Annotated in this window: 13 protein-coding genes; 7 read left to right on the forward strand and 6 right to left on the reverse strand. The window is 57.4% G+C overall.

Annotated elements, in window-relative coordinates:
* Nucleotides 1–9 precede the first annotated feature (9 nt).
* The 5 genes from CFU_RS01695 to CFU_RS01720 all read left to right on the forward strand — a co-directional run bounded on the left by CFU_RS01695 (nucleotide 10) and on the right by CFU_RS01720 (nucleotide 7,158).
* Nucleotides 10–1,467, forward strand: a complete 1,458-nt coding sequence (locus CFU_RS01695; protein WP_014004318.1) for an aldehyde dehydrogenase family protein — start codon at nucleotides 10–12, stop codon at nucleotides 1,465–1,467.
* 72 nt (nucleotides 1,468–1,539) lie between these two features.
* A complete protein-coding gene (locus tag CFU_RS01700; RefSeq protein WP_014004319.1) occupies nucleotides 1,540–2,724 on the forward strand; it encodes a M20 aminoacylase family protein in 1,185 nt (394 codons plus the stop codon).
* 87 nt (nucleotides 2,725–2,811) lie between these two features.
* Nucleotides 2,812–3,804, forward strand: coding sequence for an ornithine cyclodeaminase family protein (locus tag CFU_RS01705; RefSeq protein ID WP_041741080.1), 993 nt, complete (start codon nucleotides 2,812–2,814; stop codon nucleotides 3,802–3,804).
* A 93-nt stretch (nucleotides 3,805–3,897) separates the two neighbouring features.
* Entirely contained in the window at nucleotides 3,898–4,869 is a 972-nt protein-coding gene (locus tag CFU_RS01710; protein WP_014004321.1) for a threonine ammonia-lyase, read from the forward strand.
* Between the two features lie 462 nt (nucleotides 4,870–5,331).
* Nucleotides 5,332–7,158 carry a glycoside hydrolase family 28 protein gene (locus tag CFU_RS01720; protein ID WP_081466387.1) on the forward strand — a complete coding sequence of 609 codons (1,827 nt, stop codon included), beginning with the start codon at nucleotides 5,332–5,334 and terminating at the stop codon, nucleotides 7,156–7,158.
* Between the two features lie 269 nt (nucleotides 7,159–7,427).
* Here the strand turns inward: CFU_RS01720 and CFU_RS01725 are convergent, their stop codons facing one another.
* A complete protein-coding gene (locus tag CFU_RS01725; protein ID WP_014004323.1) occupies nucleotides 7,428–8,174 on the reverse strand; it encodes an SDR family oxidoreductase in 747 nt (248 codons plus the stop codon).
* A gap of 127 nt (nucleotides 8,175–8,301) precedes the next feature.
* Here CFU_RS01725 and CFU_RS01730 point away from each other — a divergent pair, with 127 nt between their 5' ends.
* Nucleotides 8,302–9,273, forward strand: a complete 972-nt coding sequence (locus tag CFU_RS01730) for a LysR substrate-binding domain-containing protein (RefSeq protein ID WP_014004324.1) — start codon at nucleotides 8,302–8,304, stop codon at nucleotides 9,271–9,273.
* Nucleotides 9,274–9,296: 23 nt separating this feature from the next.
* On the opposite strand, the gene CFU_RS01735 is transcribed toward CFU_RS01730, so the two are convergent.
* Nucleotides 9,297–10,202 carry an SDR family NAD(P)-dependent oxidoreductase gene (locus CFU_RS01735; protein ID WP_041741081.1) on the reverse strand — a complete coding sequence of 302 codons (906 nt, stop codon included), beginning with the start codon at nucleotides 10,200–10,202 and terminating at the stop codon, nucleotides 9,297–9,299.
* Nucleotides 10,203–10,319: 117 nt separating this feature from the next.
* On the opposite strand from CFU_RS01735, the gene CFU_RS01740 reads away from it, so the two are divergent.
* The gene (locus CFU_RS01740) at nucleotides 10,320–11,027 is read left to right on the forward strand and encodes a TetR/AcrR family transcriptional regulator (protein WP_190275215.1); all 708 of its coding nucleotides are present in this window, start codon (nucleotides 10,320–10,322) and stop codon (nucleotides 11,025–11,027) included.
* A 196-nt stretch (nucleotides 11,028–11,223) separates the two neighbouring features.
* Here CFU_RS01740 and CFU_RS01745 read toward each other — a convergent pair whose 3' ends face one another.
* From CFU_RS01745 to CFU_RS01760, 4 genes are all read right to left on the reverse strand, one after another.
* The gene (locus CFU_RS01745; RefSeq protein WP_014004326.1) at nucleotides 11,224–12,141 is read right to left on the reverse strand and encodes an ABC transporter permease subunit; all 918 of its coding nucleotides are present in this window, start codon (nucleotides 12,139–12,141) and stop codon (nucleotides 11,224–11,226) included.
* 3 nt (nucleotides 12,142–12,144) lie between these two features.
* The gene (locus CFU_RS01750; RefSeq protein WP_238531386.1) at nucleotides 12,145–12,999 is read right to left on the reverse strand and encodes an ABC transporter permease subunit; all 855 of its coding nucleotides are present in this window, start codon (nucleotides 12,997–12,999) and stop codon (nucleotides 12,145–12,147) included.
* A gap of 61 nt (nucleotides 13,000–13,060) precedes the next feature.
* Nucleotides 13,061–14,380, reverse strand: a complete 1,320-nt coding sequence (locus tag CFU_RS01755) for an extracellular solute-binding protein (protein WP_014004328.1) — start codon at nucleotides 14,378–14,380, stop codon at nucleotides 13,061–13,063.
* Between the two features lie 153 nt (nucleotides 14,381–14,533).
* Nucleotides 14,534–15,658 carry a LacI family DNA-binding transcriptional regulator gene (locus CFU_RS01760; protein WP_014004329.1) on the reverse strand — a complete coding sequence of 375 codons (1,125 nt, stop codon included), beginning with the start codon at nucleotides 15,656–15,658 and terminating at the stop codon, nucleotides 14,534–14,536.
* Between the last annotated feature and the right edge of the window lie 237 nt (nucleotides 15,659–15,895).

A 15,895-nucleotide genomic window follows, 5' to 3' on the forward strand; every position in this document is an offset into this window, starting at 1 on the left:
ACATACTGAATGACATCACCTTTGCATCACCTGCAACGTGCCGGCCGGCTGGAGCGCCTCTTCATCAACGGCCATTGGATACTGCCGGAGGGCCGGGAACGGGTCTCCGTGATCTGTCCTTCGACCGAACAAAGTCTGTGCGAGATCGCACTGGGCGATGCGCGCGATGCCGAACGTGCGGTGCTGGCTGCGCGCGGGGCTTTCCCGGTCTGGTCGGCAACTCCTCCCCAGCAACGCGCAGCGTTGCTGGGGCGCATCCATGCGCTGCTGCTGGAGCGCAGCGATCTGTTCGCCGCGGCGCTCACGCTGGAGATGGGCGCGCCGATCGGCTATGCACGCAGCGCGCACGTGCCGCTGGCGGCCGAACACCTGCGGGTGGCGCGCGACAACCTGGCGAGTTATCCCTTTATCCGGCCGCGCGGCACGACGGCGATCCTGCGCGAACCCATCGGCGTATGCGCGCTGATCACTCCCTGGAATTGGCCGATTTACCAGATCACCGCCAAGGTCGGGCCGGCGCTGGCGGCAGGCTGCACGGTAGTGTTGAAACCGAGCGAACTGTCGCCGTTGTCGGCCTTGCTGTTCGCCGAGATCGTCGCCGAGGCCGGGGCGCCGCCCGGTGTCTTCAACCTGGTCAGCGGCACCGGCGCCGAAGTCGGTGCGACGCTGGCGGCGCATCCCCAAGTGGACATGGTGTCGATCACCGGCTCCACCCGCGCGGGTGTGCTGGTGGCCCAGGCGGCGGCGCCGGGCGTAAAGCGCGTGGCCCAGGAACTGGGCGGCAAGTCGCCCAACATCGTGCTGCCGGACGCCGATCTGGCGCAGGCCATTCCGCCCGGCGTGGTCGCGGCGTTCCGCAACATGGGCCAGTCGTGCAGTGCGCCCACGCGCCTGATCGTGCCGCGCAACCAGCTTGATCGCGTCCATCAACTGGCCTTGGCGGCGCTGGGACAGATGAAGGTCGGCGATCCCATGGATGCAGCGACCACCCACGGCCCCCTGGCCAATCGCGCGCAGTTCGAGCGGGTGCAGCAGATGATCGAGGCAGGATTGCGGGATGGCGCCCGTCTGCTGGCGGGCGGGCCGGGGCGGCCCGAGGGATTGGCGCGCGGCTTCTATGCGCGGCCGACCATCTTTTCCGACGTGCATGCGAATATGGTGATCGCACAGCAGGAAATCTTCGGCCCGGTGCTGGCGATCCTGCCCTACGACACGGTGGAGGAAGCCATCGCTATTGCCAACGATACGGTCTATGGCCTGGGCGCCCATGTGCAGGGAACGGACAAGGAACAGCTGCGCGCGGTGGCTGCGCGCATCCAGTCAGGCCAAGTCCACTTGAACTACCCGGCCTGGGATCCGCAAGCGCCGTTCGGCGGCTACAAGCAGTCCGGCAACGGGCGCGAGTACGGCATCGAGGGGATGGAGGAGTACATGGAGGTGAAATCCGTCCTCGGGTACTACGGTTGAAAGCTGGCCCGACATGTCAGTCCGGGCGCTGCAACGTGAGCGGCTGCCTGGCAGTCTTTAAAGGTATCGCGCATGGAAATTCCCGTCATTCCCGACCCAATGCTGAGCACCCATCGTTCGCACTGGGCAAGCCTGCGCCGCGATTTGCATGCGCATCCCGAGCTGCGGTTCGAAGAACATCGCACGGCGCAGGTCGTTGCCAGCGAACTCCAGGCGCTGGGTTACCAGGTGCTGCGCGGCCTGGGCGGAACCGGCGTGGTCGCCAGCTTGCCCGGCGCCGACCGGCGGCGCGGCATCGTCCTGCGGGCCGACATGGATGCCTTGCCGATCCAGGAAGCCAACGATTTCGCCCACACCTCCTGCGCGAACGGGATCATGCATGCCTGCGGGCATGACGGCCATACCGTGATGCTGCTGGGCGCCGCGTGCGTGTTGAAGCAGATGCCGCAGCTGCCGGGAACCGTGCATTTCGTGTTCCAGCCGGGAGAGGAGGGCGGCGCGGGCGCGCGTAAGATGATCGATGACGGCTTGTTCGAGCAATGTCCGACCGAGGCGGTGTTCGGCATGCACAATTGGCCCGGCTTGCCGGCCGGGCATTTCGGTTTGCGCAGCGGCCCGATCATGGCGGCAGGTTCACGCTTCAGGATCAAGATCACCGGCAAGGGCGCTCATGCGGCGCAACCGCATCTGGGCCTGGACCCGATACCGCTGGCTTGTTCGATGGTCCTGCAATGCCAGACGATTGCGGCGCGTCACAAGGATCCGGTCGATCCCGCCGTCATTTCGGTGTGCATGTTCCATGCAGGCGATACCGACAATGTCATTCCGGACCGAGCCGAACTGCGCGGGACGATTCGCACGCTATCGTCCACCTTGCAACAGAAGTTGCAGCGCGATATCCAACTGATGTGCGAAGGGCTGTCCTTGGCTTATGGCGCGCAAGCGGAGGTTGAGTATTTTCAATACTATCCTGCGACCGTCAATACGCCGGCCGAGACGACGTTTTGCGCAACCGTCATTCGCGAGACCTTCGGTAATGCACGCATCAAGGCGGACATCCCGGCCAACATGACTTCGGAAGATTTCGGCTTCATGCTGGAAGAGCGGCCCGGCGCTTATGTGCTAATCGGAAATGCGCCGACGGGAACGGCCGCGTCGGCGCTGCATCACCCGCAGTACGATTTCAACGACGACATCATCGAAGATGGCGTGCGGTATTGGGTGGCGTTGGCGCAGCGTTATTTCACAACCAATTAAGCCATCTCACGGCTCGCGCTCTTTAGGCCGTTCATGCGAACGACCAATGCTTGCAGTACAGACGTGCAGTCAATCATGGGAAACCAAATGCAAACCTTATTGCTCAAGAAAGAGGAAGTGCGCAAGTTGATCTCTATGAAGGAGGTTATCGGCACGGTGGAGGAGGCCTATAAGGCATTCAGCAGCAAGCGAGTGATGCAGCCCGGGTACATAGGCATGCATCTGCCTCCGCCTAGGGGAGAGATCGATTTCAAGCTGGGTTACTACATGAACAACGAGGTTATCTCGATGAAAGCCTCCTCCGGAGGGTTTCCCGATAATCCGCGCCTCTATGGCGTTCCTAGCGGCATGGGTACAGTCCTCCTGTTTGACGCGCGGACATGTGCATTGATCTGCGTTATGGATGGAAGCTTGCTCACAGGCCTAAGAACCGGCGCCTCCGGCGCGGTGTCCGTCAAGGTGCTGGCAAGAAAGAATGCGAAGACGATTGCCTCGATCGGGACGGGACAGCAGGCCAGGATGCAGATCCGGGCTATCAGGGAAGTCATGGACATCGGGAGCATCCATGCGTGGAGCAGGACCGCGGACACGCTCGTCAGCTACAAGGCCGATATCGAACGTGAGTTTGGCATTCCTGTGATCCTCGCCAATTCCGCAAAGGAAGCGGTGGAACAGGCCGACATCCTGATCACCACCACACGCGGGAAAGGGCCGGTGGTGCAGTCCGACTGGGTGAGGCCGGGCACGCACATCATCGCCATTGGCACAGACCAGCAGGGCAAACAGGAACTGCAGCCGGACATCTTCAGAAATGCCAAGATCGTCAATGACTCCCTGGAACAGTGCTGCGAAAAAGGCGAGACCTGGCATCCGCTGAATGAGCAAATCATTACCAGGAATGATATCCACGGTGAGATCGGCGAAATCTTGCTGAGCAAGAAACCAGGCAGGGAGAATGATGAGGAAATCACCATTTTCGATTCCACCGGCATGGCAATACAGGACAACACTGCATCCGCGAAGATCTACCAGAATGCGCTGGACAACAAGGTGGGTACCTTCTTTGAATTCATTGAATAAGCATTAGGCATACGCAGCAGTATTGACGCGCTACCCACGCAGGCTCAAAGCCTGTCACTTCTGATAGCACAGTGATCGAAAGGCATCGACTCCATGAAAAACTACCCAACCCTTGACGACATCCACCAGGCTCGCGAACGGCTCCGGCCTCATATCAAACATACTCCCCTGCTGCGAGCCGAAAAGATGGAGAAGCAACTGGGTTGCCAGTTCTACCTGAAACTCGAAACGTTGCAGATCACGGGGGCCTTCAAAATCCGCGGAGCCCTGAACAAGTCTTTATCCTTGCCAAAGGAAGCCATCACCAACGGCATCATTGCGACCTCCTCCGGTAACCATGCTCAGGGACTGGCATATGCGGCCAGGATGCTGGGTGTTAAAGCGATCCTGGTGTTGCCGGTGACGACACCCAAAATCAAGATCGCCAACACGCAGGCACTGGGAGCTGAGGTCATTCTGTTCGACGGTGATACGGCGGCCAGATGGAGTCGGGTGTATGAGATTGCCAGAGAAAATCACTATGCCGTGGTGCATGCGTTCGAAGATCCTTTGGTGATGGCAGGACAGGGCACCATCGGTTGCGAAATCCTGGAAGATCTGGAGGATGTGGATACGGTAATCATTCCGATGGGCGGAGGCGGATTGATTTCGGGAATCGCTACCGCCATCAAGGAAACCAGGCCCTCTGTCCGGATCGTCGGTGCGGAGCCTGCGCTGACGCCAAAGTACTACCATAGCAGGATCAACAAGCAACGTACCTCGCTGCCTCTGAAAAATACCATTGCTGATGGTTTGAGGATCAGTGTCCCAGGGCAGAATCCGTATCCCATCATCGAGAAGTATGTCGACGAGATCGTCCTAGTGGAAGACGAGTACATCGTCGAGGGGATGCGAATGCTGGCTAAGGATGCAAAGCTGATCGTCGAACCGGCGGCATCCATTGGTGTTGGCGCGTTGCTGGCTGGTGTCCTCAAGGTCCGGCCGGGCGAGAAGGTCTGTACCGTCTTGACCGGTGGTAATTGGGACCTCTCCGATCTTGCTGAGGTCTACAAGCCGGCAGCGTAAGCAGGAAAACTACACGGGATTGTTCTTTGCGTCCCCTACGCGCAGGTACGCTCAATCGAACTTAAACTTGCCGACGGGATGGTGCCATCATCGCGATGAGCTTGACTTGTCGGCGTAGTGGCGTTTATTGCCGGGAGCGTCGCCCTAACCACTCTGAGAATGTTAGCGATAACAAACTTTGTCAGTTTTTTTGTTTTCCGGTCAAATTTTGTCGGTATCCGAATGGTGCAACTGCGGACCATTTTTTCGGTTTGAGCGTCTGGATTCGCCCGACTGCGGGTTCGACATTCAATGTGGCACGGATCGTGCCTATGCTGTCGTCTGAAGATAACTACATGCGTACTCGGTCAGTATTGTTTCTGCACATTATCGCGGTCCGAAATCCCCCTGTGAAAAATAATTTTTCCCTTTTTTGCAAGATGGAAAAATTATTCTTGCGGGTACTTTTATTTTTTGAGAAACATGATCAACCCTTTGAAAAAACAATTTATAACGATCTCAGCCTGCCTGGTACTCGGCGCGTGCGGTGGCGGTTCAAGCAATGATGCAGGCACAGGCTCCGCCTCAACCGGCACAGGCTCCACTTCAACCGGCACAGGCTCCACTTCAACCGGCACAGGCTCCACTTCAACCGGCACAGGCTCCACTTCAACCGGCACAGGCTCCACTTCAACGGGTACAGGCTCCACTTCAACGGGTACAGGTTCCACCTCAACGGGCACAGGTTCCACCTCAACCGGAACGGGCTCGACTTCGACCGGCACAGGCACCACCTCAACCAGTGTGGATGCTACGCTTCCCGCCGAGCCGCAGTTGCCCACAACGGTATGCGCTACCTTGACAGCCAATCTTAAACATACGGCGGGATTATTGCCTGATTCGGTTGACGCCAACCTGGTCGATTCGAACCCGGATTCTGTGCGAATCCAGAAACAGATCACCAATTGCCCCGCTGGACAGGCGGTCAAGCTGATAGCCGGCAGCAGCGGCCAGAATGCATTTCTTTCGGGGCCACTGACCTTGGCGAGCGGCGTCACCCTCTGGGTGGACCAGGGCGTGACTTTGTTCGCCTCGCGCAATCCGGCCGATTTCGACACCGGCGCCGGCAATTGCGGCACTGCCGCCGGCGACGGCAAGTCCTGCAATGCCTTGATCACTGCCAGCAAGACGCAAAACAGCGCAGTGGTAGGCGACGGCATCATCGACGGCCGCGGCGGCAGTGTATTAACTTCCGGCGCCAACGCTGGAATAATGACTTGGTGGGACGTCGCCATGCTGAACAAGTCGACCGGCAAGAATCAGAACAATCCGCGCCTGATCCAGGTCTTTGGCGGCAGCAACTTCACGTTGTATCGTATTACCGTCCAGAATGCGCCGGCATTCCATATAGTGCCGAATACGGTAAGCGGTTTTACCGCCTGGGGAGTAAAAATCCTGACGCCGACCCTGGCATACTCCAAGCCGGGTTATTCCTGTCCGACGGGGAGCAGTCCGGATCCGACAACGCCTGCTACGTCGCCAAGCACTTGCTTTACGCCGGAAACCACAAAAAATACAGACGGGATCGATCCGGGCCAATCCAGTAACGTGCTGATCGCCTACTCGTATTTCAGCGGCGGCGATGACAATATCGCGATCAAGGCCAGTGGATCGGCGCCAGCGCTCTCGCACCGGATTGTCCACAGCCATTTCTACTATGGCCATGGCATGTCGATCGGCAGCGAGACGAATTCGGGTGTTGATGGCATCGAGATGCGGGATCTGTCGTTCGATGGCCATGATTCTGCAAACGGCGTCGGCATCCGGATCAAGTCGGACGACGGTCGCGGCGGCGAGGTGAAAAACGTCAGCTATCGGCAGATCTGCATGCGTAACGTCAAGGAACCGATGGTGTTCGATACTTACTACAGTGCGGGAAATCACAGCTCGGCGCCGAATTTCCATGATATTACGGTCAGCGGATTTCATTATCTGGGCAGCGCAAAATACGCCGGCGGTACGCTCACCTTCAATGGTTATGCTCTCAACGGTACGGTCAATCCGCTGAAGATTGCCTTGGACAACGTCATATTCGATTCCGCGCCAAAGATATCGAACAGCCCGCACAACGGTGGTCCTACTCCGCCGTCGAATACCCAGTTCACCATGGGACCAGGTCCGGTCAATTTCACGGTCGCCTCGTCTGCGGCGAACAACGTGACAATCGCCGAGCTTCAGAAAAATGCTCAGGCGCCGCTTGATTGCAGTCAAGCCTTTGTCTCGTTTCCGTCTTCCGCCTCTCCTTTTTAGGGTTGGCAGGGTATACCTCGGCTTTGCCGAGGTATACCTATTCTCGGTCGCCCTTGTTCGCTTATCTGGAGCAGATGCCAATTTTTGGCAGACATGATCCCAGCTCAGGTCCTGCCGTTGACGGCACAACGGGCTTTGTCGCCACGATGTCAGTGGGCAAAGCAATTACCTCATCAACACCATGTCGCACGAATCCCTCCCCACGCCTGCCGTGTCATCCACGTGCTGGGCAATCATATATAGACTTGCCACATGCTGCCAACATCGCTCTAAGGAATCTGGCGGGTCGGGCGGAACAGAATTTCGTTGACATCCATGTCTTCAGGCTGGTCAATGGCGAACGCTACGGCGCGGGCAAACGAATCGGCTGGAATGGCAACCGCCTTGTAGAAGTCGCGCATGCCTTGTGCGATGTCAGGTTCGGTCACGCCGCTTTTCAGTTCACTGTCCACTGCGCCCGGCGACACTATGGTGGTGCGGATATTCCATGGTTTGGTTTCCTGCCGCAGTCCTTCCGACAGCGCTCGCACCGCGTGCTTGGTTGCGCTGTAAACCGCGCCGTTGACCATTACCCTGTGGCCGGCAACCGACGACACATTAACGAACTGGCCGGACATTTGTTTCTGCATGTGCGGCAGTGCGGCCGCGATTCCGTAAAGCACGCCTTTCACGTTCACATCGATCATGCGATCCCACTCGTCGACCTTCAACCGCTCCAGCGGCGACAGCGGCATGAGACCTGCGTTGTTGATCATCACGTCGATGCGCCCAAAGGTCTGCACGGCGCTGTCAACCAGGCGTTTCACCTGTTCGCGGTCGGTGACGTCGGCGGCGACTGCGATGGCCCGCCGTTCGGGGCTATCCAGTTCATTCGCCAATTGCTGCAGGCGATCGACGCGTCGCGCGCCGAGCACGATGTGCGCGCCCTGTGCATTTAAAAGCCGCGCGGCCGCTTCGCCGAGACCGCTGCTGGCGCCTGTAATCACGATGACCTTGCCTTTGGTATTGCTGCCCATGGGATTCTCCGATTGATGGTGTAGGAGGCCAATATAGGCGGTATAGTGTCAATAAAATAGTGGTCTTAATATTGAACCAGTAGCAAGCTAAAATTGATACTCAGTTTACTTTTCCCGTGAGCCGTCCATGTCCATTAGCAATTTTCGCGCGATCGAAACATTCACCAAAGCCATTGAGCTCGGCAGTATCCGGCGTGCTGCAGCGGCGCAAGGCATCAGTCCGCAAGCGGCGAGCCAGGCACTCGCCGCGTTAGAGGCGAGGCTGGGCGTGCGGCTGTTGCATCGCACGACGCGCAGCATCGCACTCACTTCCGAAGGACAGCAATTCCTTGAGTCCACTCAGCCTGCGCTGTTGGCGCTGGAACGCGCCCTGGACCGCGTTCGCAATGCAAAAGATGAAATTACCGGGCCGCTGCGCATCGTCGCGCCCAAATATTCGTTCCTGCCGCTGCTCTGGCCGCTGGTCGATGAATTCTGCCGACGCCACCCGGGGGTACAGCCGGATGTGAAACTCGACGATCGCATCGGCAACTGGGTGCAGGACCGCGCCGACGTCGGCTTTCGCATTGGCTCGGCGCCGGAAGACGGCCTGATCGCACGCCGTCTGTTTGCGATGCAATTGATTGTCTGCGCGTCGCCGTCCTATATCGCCGCGCATGGCGCGCCGGCCTCGATCGAGCAACTGGCCTCGCATCGATGCAGCGTGTTCCGGCATCCCGGCACCGGCCGCATCCTGCCTTGGCTGCTTAAGGTCGGCGGTGAAGTGATCTCCCTCGATTTGCCGCCGATGCTGTCGACAAACGATGCGCAGCTCGAGACCGAGGCGGTGCTTTCGGGCCAGGTAATCGGTTTGTTGTCGGGCTTGTCCGCAGCGCCGTTCATCCGCGCGGGACGTCTCGTGCCGCTGCTGTCCGAACACGCCAGCGACCATATGAATGTCCATATCTATTACGGGAGCCGCAAGGCGCAGCCCTCACGTGTAAGAGCGTTCATCGACCTGGCTGTTGAGCGGCTGGCCGGATCTTCCAGCTATGTGCTGGATGCCAGGGAGCTGGCCGCGGCGGAAGCGAATGGGCGCAAGAAAAAACGGCAACGATAACGCAGGGCATGGGGCAAACGCCCTTAAATGCCGAAGTGCACGCCGGTCAGACTTTCGGCCTTTTGCCACAAGCGCTCACGCACGGCTTGATTGCGTGCTAGCGTTGGCAGCCCAACATCGCGCGGCGAGGCAAATCGCTGGATGAAGAACGATGGCGCGATCAACGTGTCCTCGGTCGGCTTTTCCATCGTCGCCGCGAACAGGACATTTTCCGCTACCCGCGCGATCGGATAGCCGATCAAGTTGGTCAACGCGCTGCCAACCACCGCTGCGGCGCCGGATACATGTCTCTGCAAGCCGGTGTTTGCCGTGCCTGGATCAACGGCAACGCTGGTCACGCCGCTATGTATCATGCCGGCGCGTCGTTGCAGTTCGACGGCAAACATGATGTCGGCGAGTTTGCTGCGCGCATAGGCGCCCATCGGCGTATAGGGTTTCTGCTTTGCTTGAAGGTCGTCAGGATCAAGATCGGCCATCTTGAAACGCGCCACGAGCGCACTGACCGTCACCACCCGCGCACTGCCCGACGTCAACGCCGCAAGAAGCCTGCCAGTCAGCGCGAAATGCCCCAGGAAGTTGGTGCCCATGTGCATTTCGACACCCTCGGCAGTCAGCTCGCGTTGCGGTACCGCCATGACACCGGCCACATTCATCAGTAGTTGAAGCGGACGGGAATCCCAACGCGCCGCAAACGATTCGATCGACGCCAGCGAAGCCAAGTCCATCTGATCAAAATTGTAGTTACCGCCGTTTGAACGCAACTGCGCAATCGCCTGCTCGCCTTTTGCCGCATCGCGGCCGAGGATGGTGACGTGCGCCCCTTTTTTTCCGAGCGCCTGTGCAACTTGAAAGCCGATGCCGCTTGCGCCACCGGTCACTATCACATTGCGCCCATCCTGCCTTGGCAGGTTACTGATATTCCAACGCATGATCGTCCTCGTTTTTGTATTGGCTTCGGCCTTGTCGCAGCAAGAGCAGAACGTGCTTGCGCCGCCGGCAGTGCATGCATCATAATGCACTAAGTGCAACTTTGCAAATGGTGCAATGTGAAAAAAGAAAATCCAGTGGTTATAGTCGAAGGCAGGGTGCAGCGGAAGCGTCGCGAAACACACGATCGAATCGCCAAAGCCGCCATCAAGCTGTTCCGCAAGCTCGGCTATGAGGACACGACGATGGACGCCATCGCCGAGGCTGCAGACGTATCGCGCCGGAGCCTATTTCATTATTTTCCTTCGAAGGAGGACGTCGCCTTCGCCAACCAGGAAAAATTTCTTGCCGTTGTCGTGGAAGAAATGCGCAGGCAGCCAATGGAATCGTCGTGGCCTGCGTTGATAGAATGTGCCATGGTGCACGCCATTGTCGACGCGGCAAGCCCCGAGAATATTGCTATCAACAAACTAGTTCGCTGTACGCCGGCGTTACAGTCGCGATACCAGCGCAAATACGTGCTGATGGAGCAGGCCATTGCCAGCGTGCTTGTGAAAAGAAGCAATGGCGATGCGGCAAGTCGTACGCGTGCGGAATTGCTCGCGGCCGTTTTTACAGCGTGGTTCCGTATTGCAACCGACGACGCGAGCGGGGCGAGCATCAAGGACCATGGAGATGCGCAACAGAAGGTGCCCGAAGCGTTTCGTCAATTCTGGCAATCCTTGCTGGCGTTCGGGGAGGAGGGATTGGCGTATCACGCGCAACAGGATTACCTGAGCGGTAACCCGGATAGTCTGGCAGCAAAAAAAGGAAATAGGAAGAAGTGAGCGAACTCGTGCCGTAATATTTTGATGCCGAATATTGGCGGCGGTATTCATTGCAAATCTGATCGCGGGTTATAGCATATCTCCGTTTGGGGCAGATTGTCCCAGTCCTCATCTATAGGAAATTCGCAGGGCTCGTAGCGACCTAAACTCGAGCCAGGGACCTCCGACTATTGAGTAGAATTGGGCCAAGATCGGGTCATTTCCCAACTCCAATAAGGCCCTTTACAAACCAGCGTTGCATCAGTGCGATAACAATCATGGGTGGAATGAACGCAAATAGAGCGGCGGCCATGAGTAGATTCCATTCAGGCCATTGCCCGGATTCCGTAGGGAGGAAAGTCGCCATGCCGAGTACAACTGTGCGCATGTTCTCCTGGCTCGTGACCACCAGCGGCCACATATAATCTTTCCAGGTTGAGATAAACACTATCGTGCCAAGTGCGGCGAAATTGGTTTTTGACAAGGGCAGCAAGATATCGATGAAAAAACGGATAGGACCGGCGCCATCCATCAACGCAGCCTCTGAGAGTTCTGGCGGTATCGTTTGGTAAAACTGCCTGAAAAGGAAAGTGCCCGTCGCCGAAGCAATCAGGGGTAGCGACAGACCTGAATATGTGTTCAGCAGATTCAGCGAAGGTTCTATCCTGATGCCCGCGACGCTCGCGATGAGGGTATCAAGGCCGGTTGATTGCAAGATGGTTTTGAGCGGCTCGAAGAGGTCGGATGCAACCGCGTAGGTAGGAATGATGCGCACTTCGAGCGGCAACAGCAAGGTAGCAAACAAAGTCCAGAAAATCAGAGGTCTGAAAGGCGAGCGAAAGTAGACGACGGCGAAAGCTGTGATTGATGACAGTGCAAGCTTGCCGATCACTACCAGGCTCGATACCATCAAGCTGTTAAACAGTTGCCGGCCTATATCCGTGCGTCGCGCGACCGCTTGCAAGTTGTCAATTAACTGCGGTCCCGGCAAGAGGGCAATGCCGTTACTCAATAGCTGTTGATTCGACACCGATGCTGAGCATAGTACTAGGTATAGAGGGCCAATCGCAAATATCAGTCCGAGTATCAATATCGCGTAAGCGAAAGCCGTGAGGAGAGGGCGACGTTCAATCATGATTTATCTCTCGTAACCCATGCGGTCTGAAAAGAAATGAAACTGCAACGCGGTCAAGACCACAATGCAAAGCATCATGATCACGGAAAGCGCCGAGGAACCTGACAAATCCAACCCGACAAATCCATCTGAAAAAATCTTGTACACAAGGATGTTGGTGGCGCCGCCGGGGCCGCCTTGTGTCAGCGTATCGACCAGGCCGAAGCTGTGTGTAAACGCTTCGATCACATTGATGACGGCGGCGAAGAATGCAAATGGCGCAATCAGCGGCAGCTGGATATCGAAGAAGCGGCGTACCGGACCGGCACCATCTATCGCCGCTGCTGCGAGATAATCGTCCGGCACCGTTTGCAGGGCGGCGACGAAGACCACGAAATTGAATGGTACCTGGGTCCAGGCAAAGGCAAATATCAGCGCCAGCATCGCTTCCGAGCCATTGAGATGCGGATCCCAGAGACCAGGCCAGAGGCTGTTGACAACAGCCATCGGCCCCAATACCGGGTTGATGAAAAATTTAAGCATGACGCCGAGCGCGGCACCGGCGACTGCATATGGCCAGATGAAAAAATGGCGGAAGATTTTCCGGCCGCGCAAATTCAGTTGGACGCAGCCAGCCAGGAGCAGGGCGATAAAGATGGCAAGCAAGACGCTGCCGGCGGTGAAAATCACGGTCGCCTGCAGGGAGGAATAAAAGCTTTCATCGCCGAGAATTCGAAGATAGTTTTCCGCCCCGACAAAGACAGAACCGTTGCCAAAAGGCCGCACCAGATGAAAGGACCACCAGATTGCTTTCCAGGCCGGCCAGAAGAAAAATAAAAATACGATAAGAAGTTGCGGCGCGGCCAGCGCCAGCGGCATCCAGCGTCGGCGAAACGTTGCACTTGACGTCATCACTTTCTCCGTTCACGTTGCTGCCCAACTATGGCAATTTTGCCCCTGCATAGGTCTCTTCAAATCTCCTTAGCAGACGATCGCCGCGAACCTTTGTTCTGTCGAGTGCTTTATCGATACTCTGCCGGCCGGCGAATGCTTTTTGAATTTCCTCCGTCCAGACATGACGGAACTGCGGCAAGAATCCGAGCCGGATGCCCTGGCTGTATTCGTTGCCGGCGATGCTCATGGATGCCAACCCAACATCGACCGACTCCAGCCCTGGAATGCGTGCATGGTCTGCCGTCAGCAATGCTCTGCCTGCCGTTTTCGTTACGGGGACATAGCCGGTCTTTTTCGCAAACGCAATCTGATTTTGCGGCTGCCGGAGATAATCGAAAAAGGCGGCGACCGCTTGGTAAATCGCGGCGTCATGGCCTTTCATGACCCATAGCGATGCGCCGCCGGTTACCGTGTTATGGCGGACCGTGCCCGCATAGACGGGAATCAGGCTGACGCCGGCGTCGACGATGCCGGCTGCCTTGATTCCACCCCAGGCGCTGGTCGCATCGATCACCATGGCGCATTCGCCATTCGCGAAAGCGAGTGTCTGGTTTCCGGTGCGGGTTGCGGCAGCATCAATCAGAAGTCCGCGCGTGCGCCAACGCATGATATCGTGCATGAAGCGGCGGTGAATGCCGGCATTGAATATGTACTCGGCGCCAAGCCCGGCGCGCCCGTTGCTTCCCGTTGCCAGGGGCTCGCCTTGTACCGCATTGATCTGTTCCAGCATGATCCAGGGATTGAAATCGCTGACTGTCGGACAGGTTTGCCCTGCGGCCTTGAGTTTTCCTGCTGCCGCTTCAAAATCGTCCCAGGTTTGCGGCACGCTCTTCACGCCAGCTGCCGCCAGCTTGGCAGTATTGGTGTACAAGACCACCGTCGAGGTGTTGAAAGGCAGTGAGTAAAGATCGCCGGCCGAGGTCGAATAATAACTGCGCGCAGCGCTGACGTAATCGCGCCAATCGACGTTGCGACCGTTATCTTTCATCAATTGAAACACTGGATAAACAGCGTTGCTCAGCATCAGATCAAGAGTGCCGATATCGTAGATTTCGACTACCGCCGGCTGCTTTCCGGCACGGTATGCGGCAATCGTTTTCTGCATGGTCTGTTCATACGTACCTGGCGAAGTACAGTGGACTCGATGTCGCTCCTGGGAAGCATTGAAGCCATCGCAAAGAGATTGGATGGCATAGGCGATTGGGCCGGTATGGCTGTACCAGAAATCGAAGCTGGCCGCCCTGGCGTCAGGTACGGTCAGTGTCAGGATGCTGACAAATCCTGCGATAAACACAATGCGCTTCACTAGGATGCCTCGATAATGGATGCAGACGTGCGTTCTGAAGTCAGGAACGACTGGTGCCAGACTAAAGGAAATCTCTTGATTCGCAAGGCATTATTTGCGCATGTCGTATCTTACTGCGCGCAAGAATCAGTTTATGCCGGCAAAGCGCCCACTCTATTTATTTTGTTCTCCTGCAGCGGGCAGCTCTGAAATGGAGCCTGACGCCGGATTGACGGCACGGGTGCTGCCGCGCACCACAAGGCTGGTCGGAAAGACGCGTTGCACCAGATCGGATGAACCACGCTTTTCGATGCAATCCAGCAATATTCGTACGGTGCATTCAGACATCTCGAACATCGGCACATCCACGCTCGTCAAGGACGGAATACTGAAGTCGTCGTATCGCATATTGTCGAAGCCGACCACGCTTACATCGTTCGGCACGTGCAGTCCAAGATCGTGCAGCGCCTTCAGTGCGCCCAACGCCATCCTGTCATTGCTCAGGATGATTGCATCGGGCCGGTCGGCCGTGCCACATAATTGCGCGGCGGCCCGATAACCGCTATCGAGCGACCAGTCTCCCGGCACGATCCAATCCTGTCGGACCGGCAAACCGTATTTGTCCATGCCGTCCAGATAGCCAATGTAACGCGCCTCGCTGCCGGTTGTCACTGCTTGCTCGCGCCGTATTACCGGCGCGTGTTCTTTCCTAGCGCCGGTAACAAAGGCGATGCGCCGGCAACCACCTTGCACCAGGTGCTCGACTACCGCCAGCGCCGCCTCGCGGTCGGATTGCACGACATGATTGAATTGCGGATCGGCCATGCCGTAAATCACGCACGGAAATCCCATGCGCTGCAACTCGGTGAGCACGGAATGTCCGGCGGTGGTCACCATGGCGATCATGCCGTCGATCCGGCCTGCCAGAAAGAGGTCGCGGGCATATGCCAGCGAAGCGGCGTCATCGCCCATCCAGTTGCGTTGCAAAAGCGTATAACCTGCACGATCGGCGGCGCGGGTCAGCGTCTGCACAACGCTATTGCCGTGGGTATCCTGGGTTCGCTCCGAACGGTTGTCGTACGAGGCGCCATTAAACATCACGCAAGCGAGTGTCTTGGTGGAGATGTTGCGCAAGGAGCGGGCGGCAACGTTGGGGATGAAATTGAGAGTATCGATCGCGCTCTGCACCAATTCGCGCGTCTTGGGAGCGACTTTTTCCGGGTGATTGAGGACCAGCGACACCGTCTGGAAACTGACTCCAGCCAGCTTGGCGACGTCTTTGATAGTTAGCCGGGTCACGTTGTCATCCAGATGTTATTCAACATGCGTATTGTCTTTCGTTTGATTTTTTCGGTGCGCTTTGCCTCCGATCGCCTGGCGACAAGAACTCCAAATCAACCCGGCGAGGCCGCTCGAGGCTACCAAAAACGCGCGTGAATAATATATCAATTGCGGGTGATTCGAAGGAAATACATTTTTTTGCGACACGCTGTTTTTGTAATCAGCATGTAACAAAGCGACGCCATAATTCCGCTC

The sequence above is a fragment of the Collimonas fungivorans Ter331 genome (assembly GCF_000221045.1).
Taxonomy (GTDB): Bacteria; Pseudomonadota; Gammaproteobacteria; order Burkholderiales; family Burkholderiaceae_D; genus Collimonas; species Collimonas fungivorans_A.

Coding starts and splice junctions, on each gene's coding strand:
- CFU_RS01745 (WP_014004326.1), bottom strand. CDS start 12,141: ATGATTGAACGTCGCCCTCTCCTCACGGCTTTCGCTTACGCGATATTG.
- CFU_RS01735 (WP_041741081.1), bottom strand. CDS start 10,202: ATGCGTTGGAATATCAGTAACCTGCCAAGGCAGGATGGGCGCAATGTG.
- CFU_RS01695 (WP_014004318.1), top strand. CDS start 10: ATGACATCACCTTTGCATCACCTGCAACGTGCCGGCCGGCTGGAGCGC.
- CFU_RS01725 (WP_014004323.1), bottom strand. CDS start 8,174: ATGGGCAGCAATACCAAAGGCAAGGTCATCGTGATTACAGGCGCCAGC.
- CFU_RS01705 (WP_041741080.1), top strand. CDS start 2,812: ATGCAAACCTTATTGCTCAAGAAAGAGGAAGTGCGCAAGTTGATCTCT.
- CFU_RS01710 (WP_014004321.1), top strand. CDS start 3,898: ATGAAAAACTACCCAACCCTTGACGACATCCACCAGGCTCGCGAACGG.
- CFU_RS01720 (WP_081466387.1), top strand. CDS start 5,332: ATGATCAACCCTTTGAAAAAACAATTTATAACGATCTCAGCCTGCCTG.
- CFU_RS01700 (WP_014004319.1), top strand. CDS start 1,540: ATGGAAATTCCCGTCATTCCCGACCCAATGCTGAGCACCCATCGTTCG.
- CFU_RS01750 (WP_238531386.1), bottom strand. CDS start 12,999: ATGCCGCTGGCGCTGGCCGCGCCGCAACTTCTTATCGTATTTTTATTT.
- CFU_RS01730 (WP_014004324.1), top strand. CDS start 8,302: ATGTCCATTAGCAATTTTCGCGCGATCGAAACATTCACCAAAGCCATT.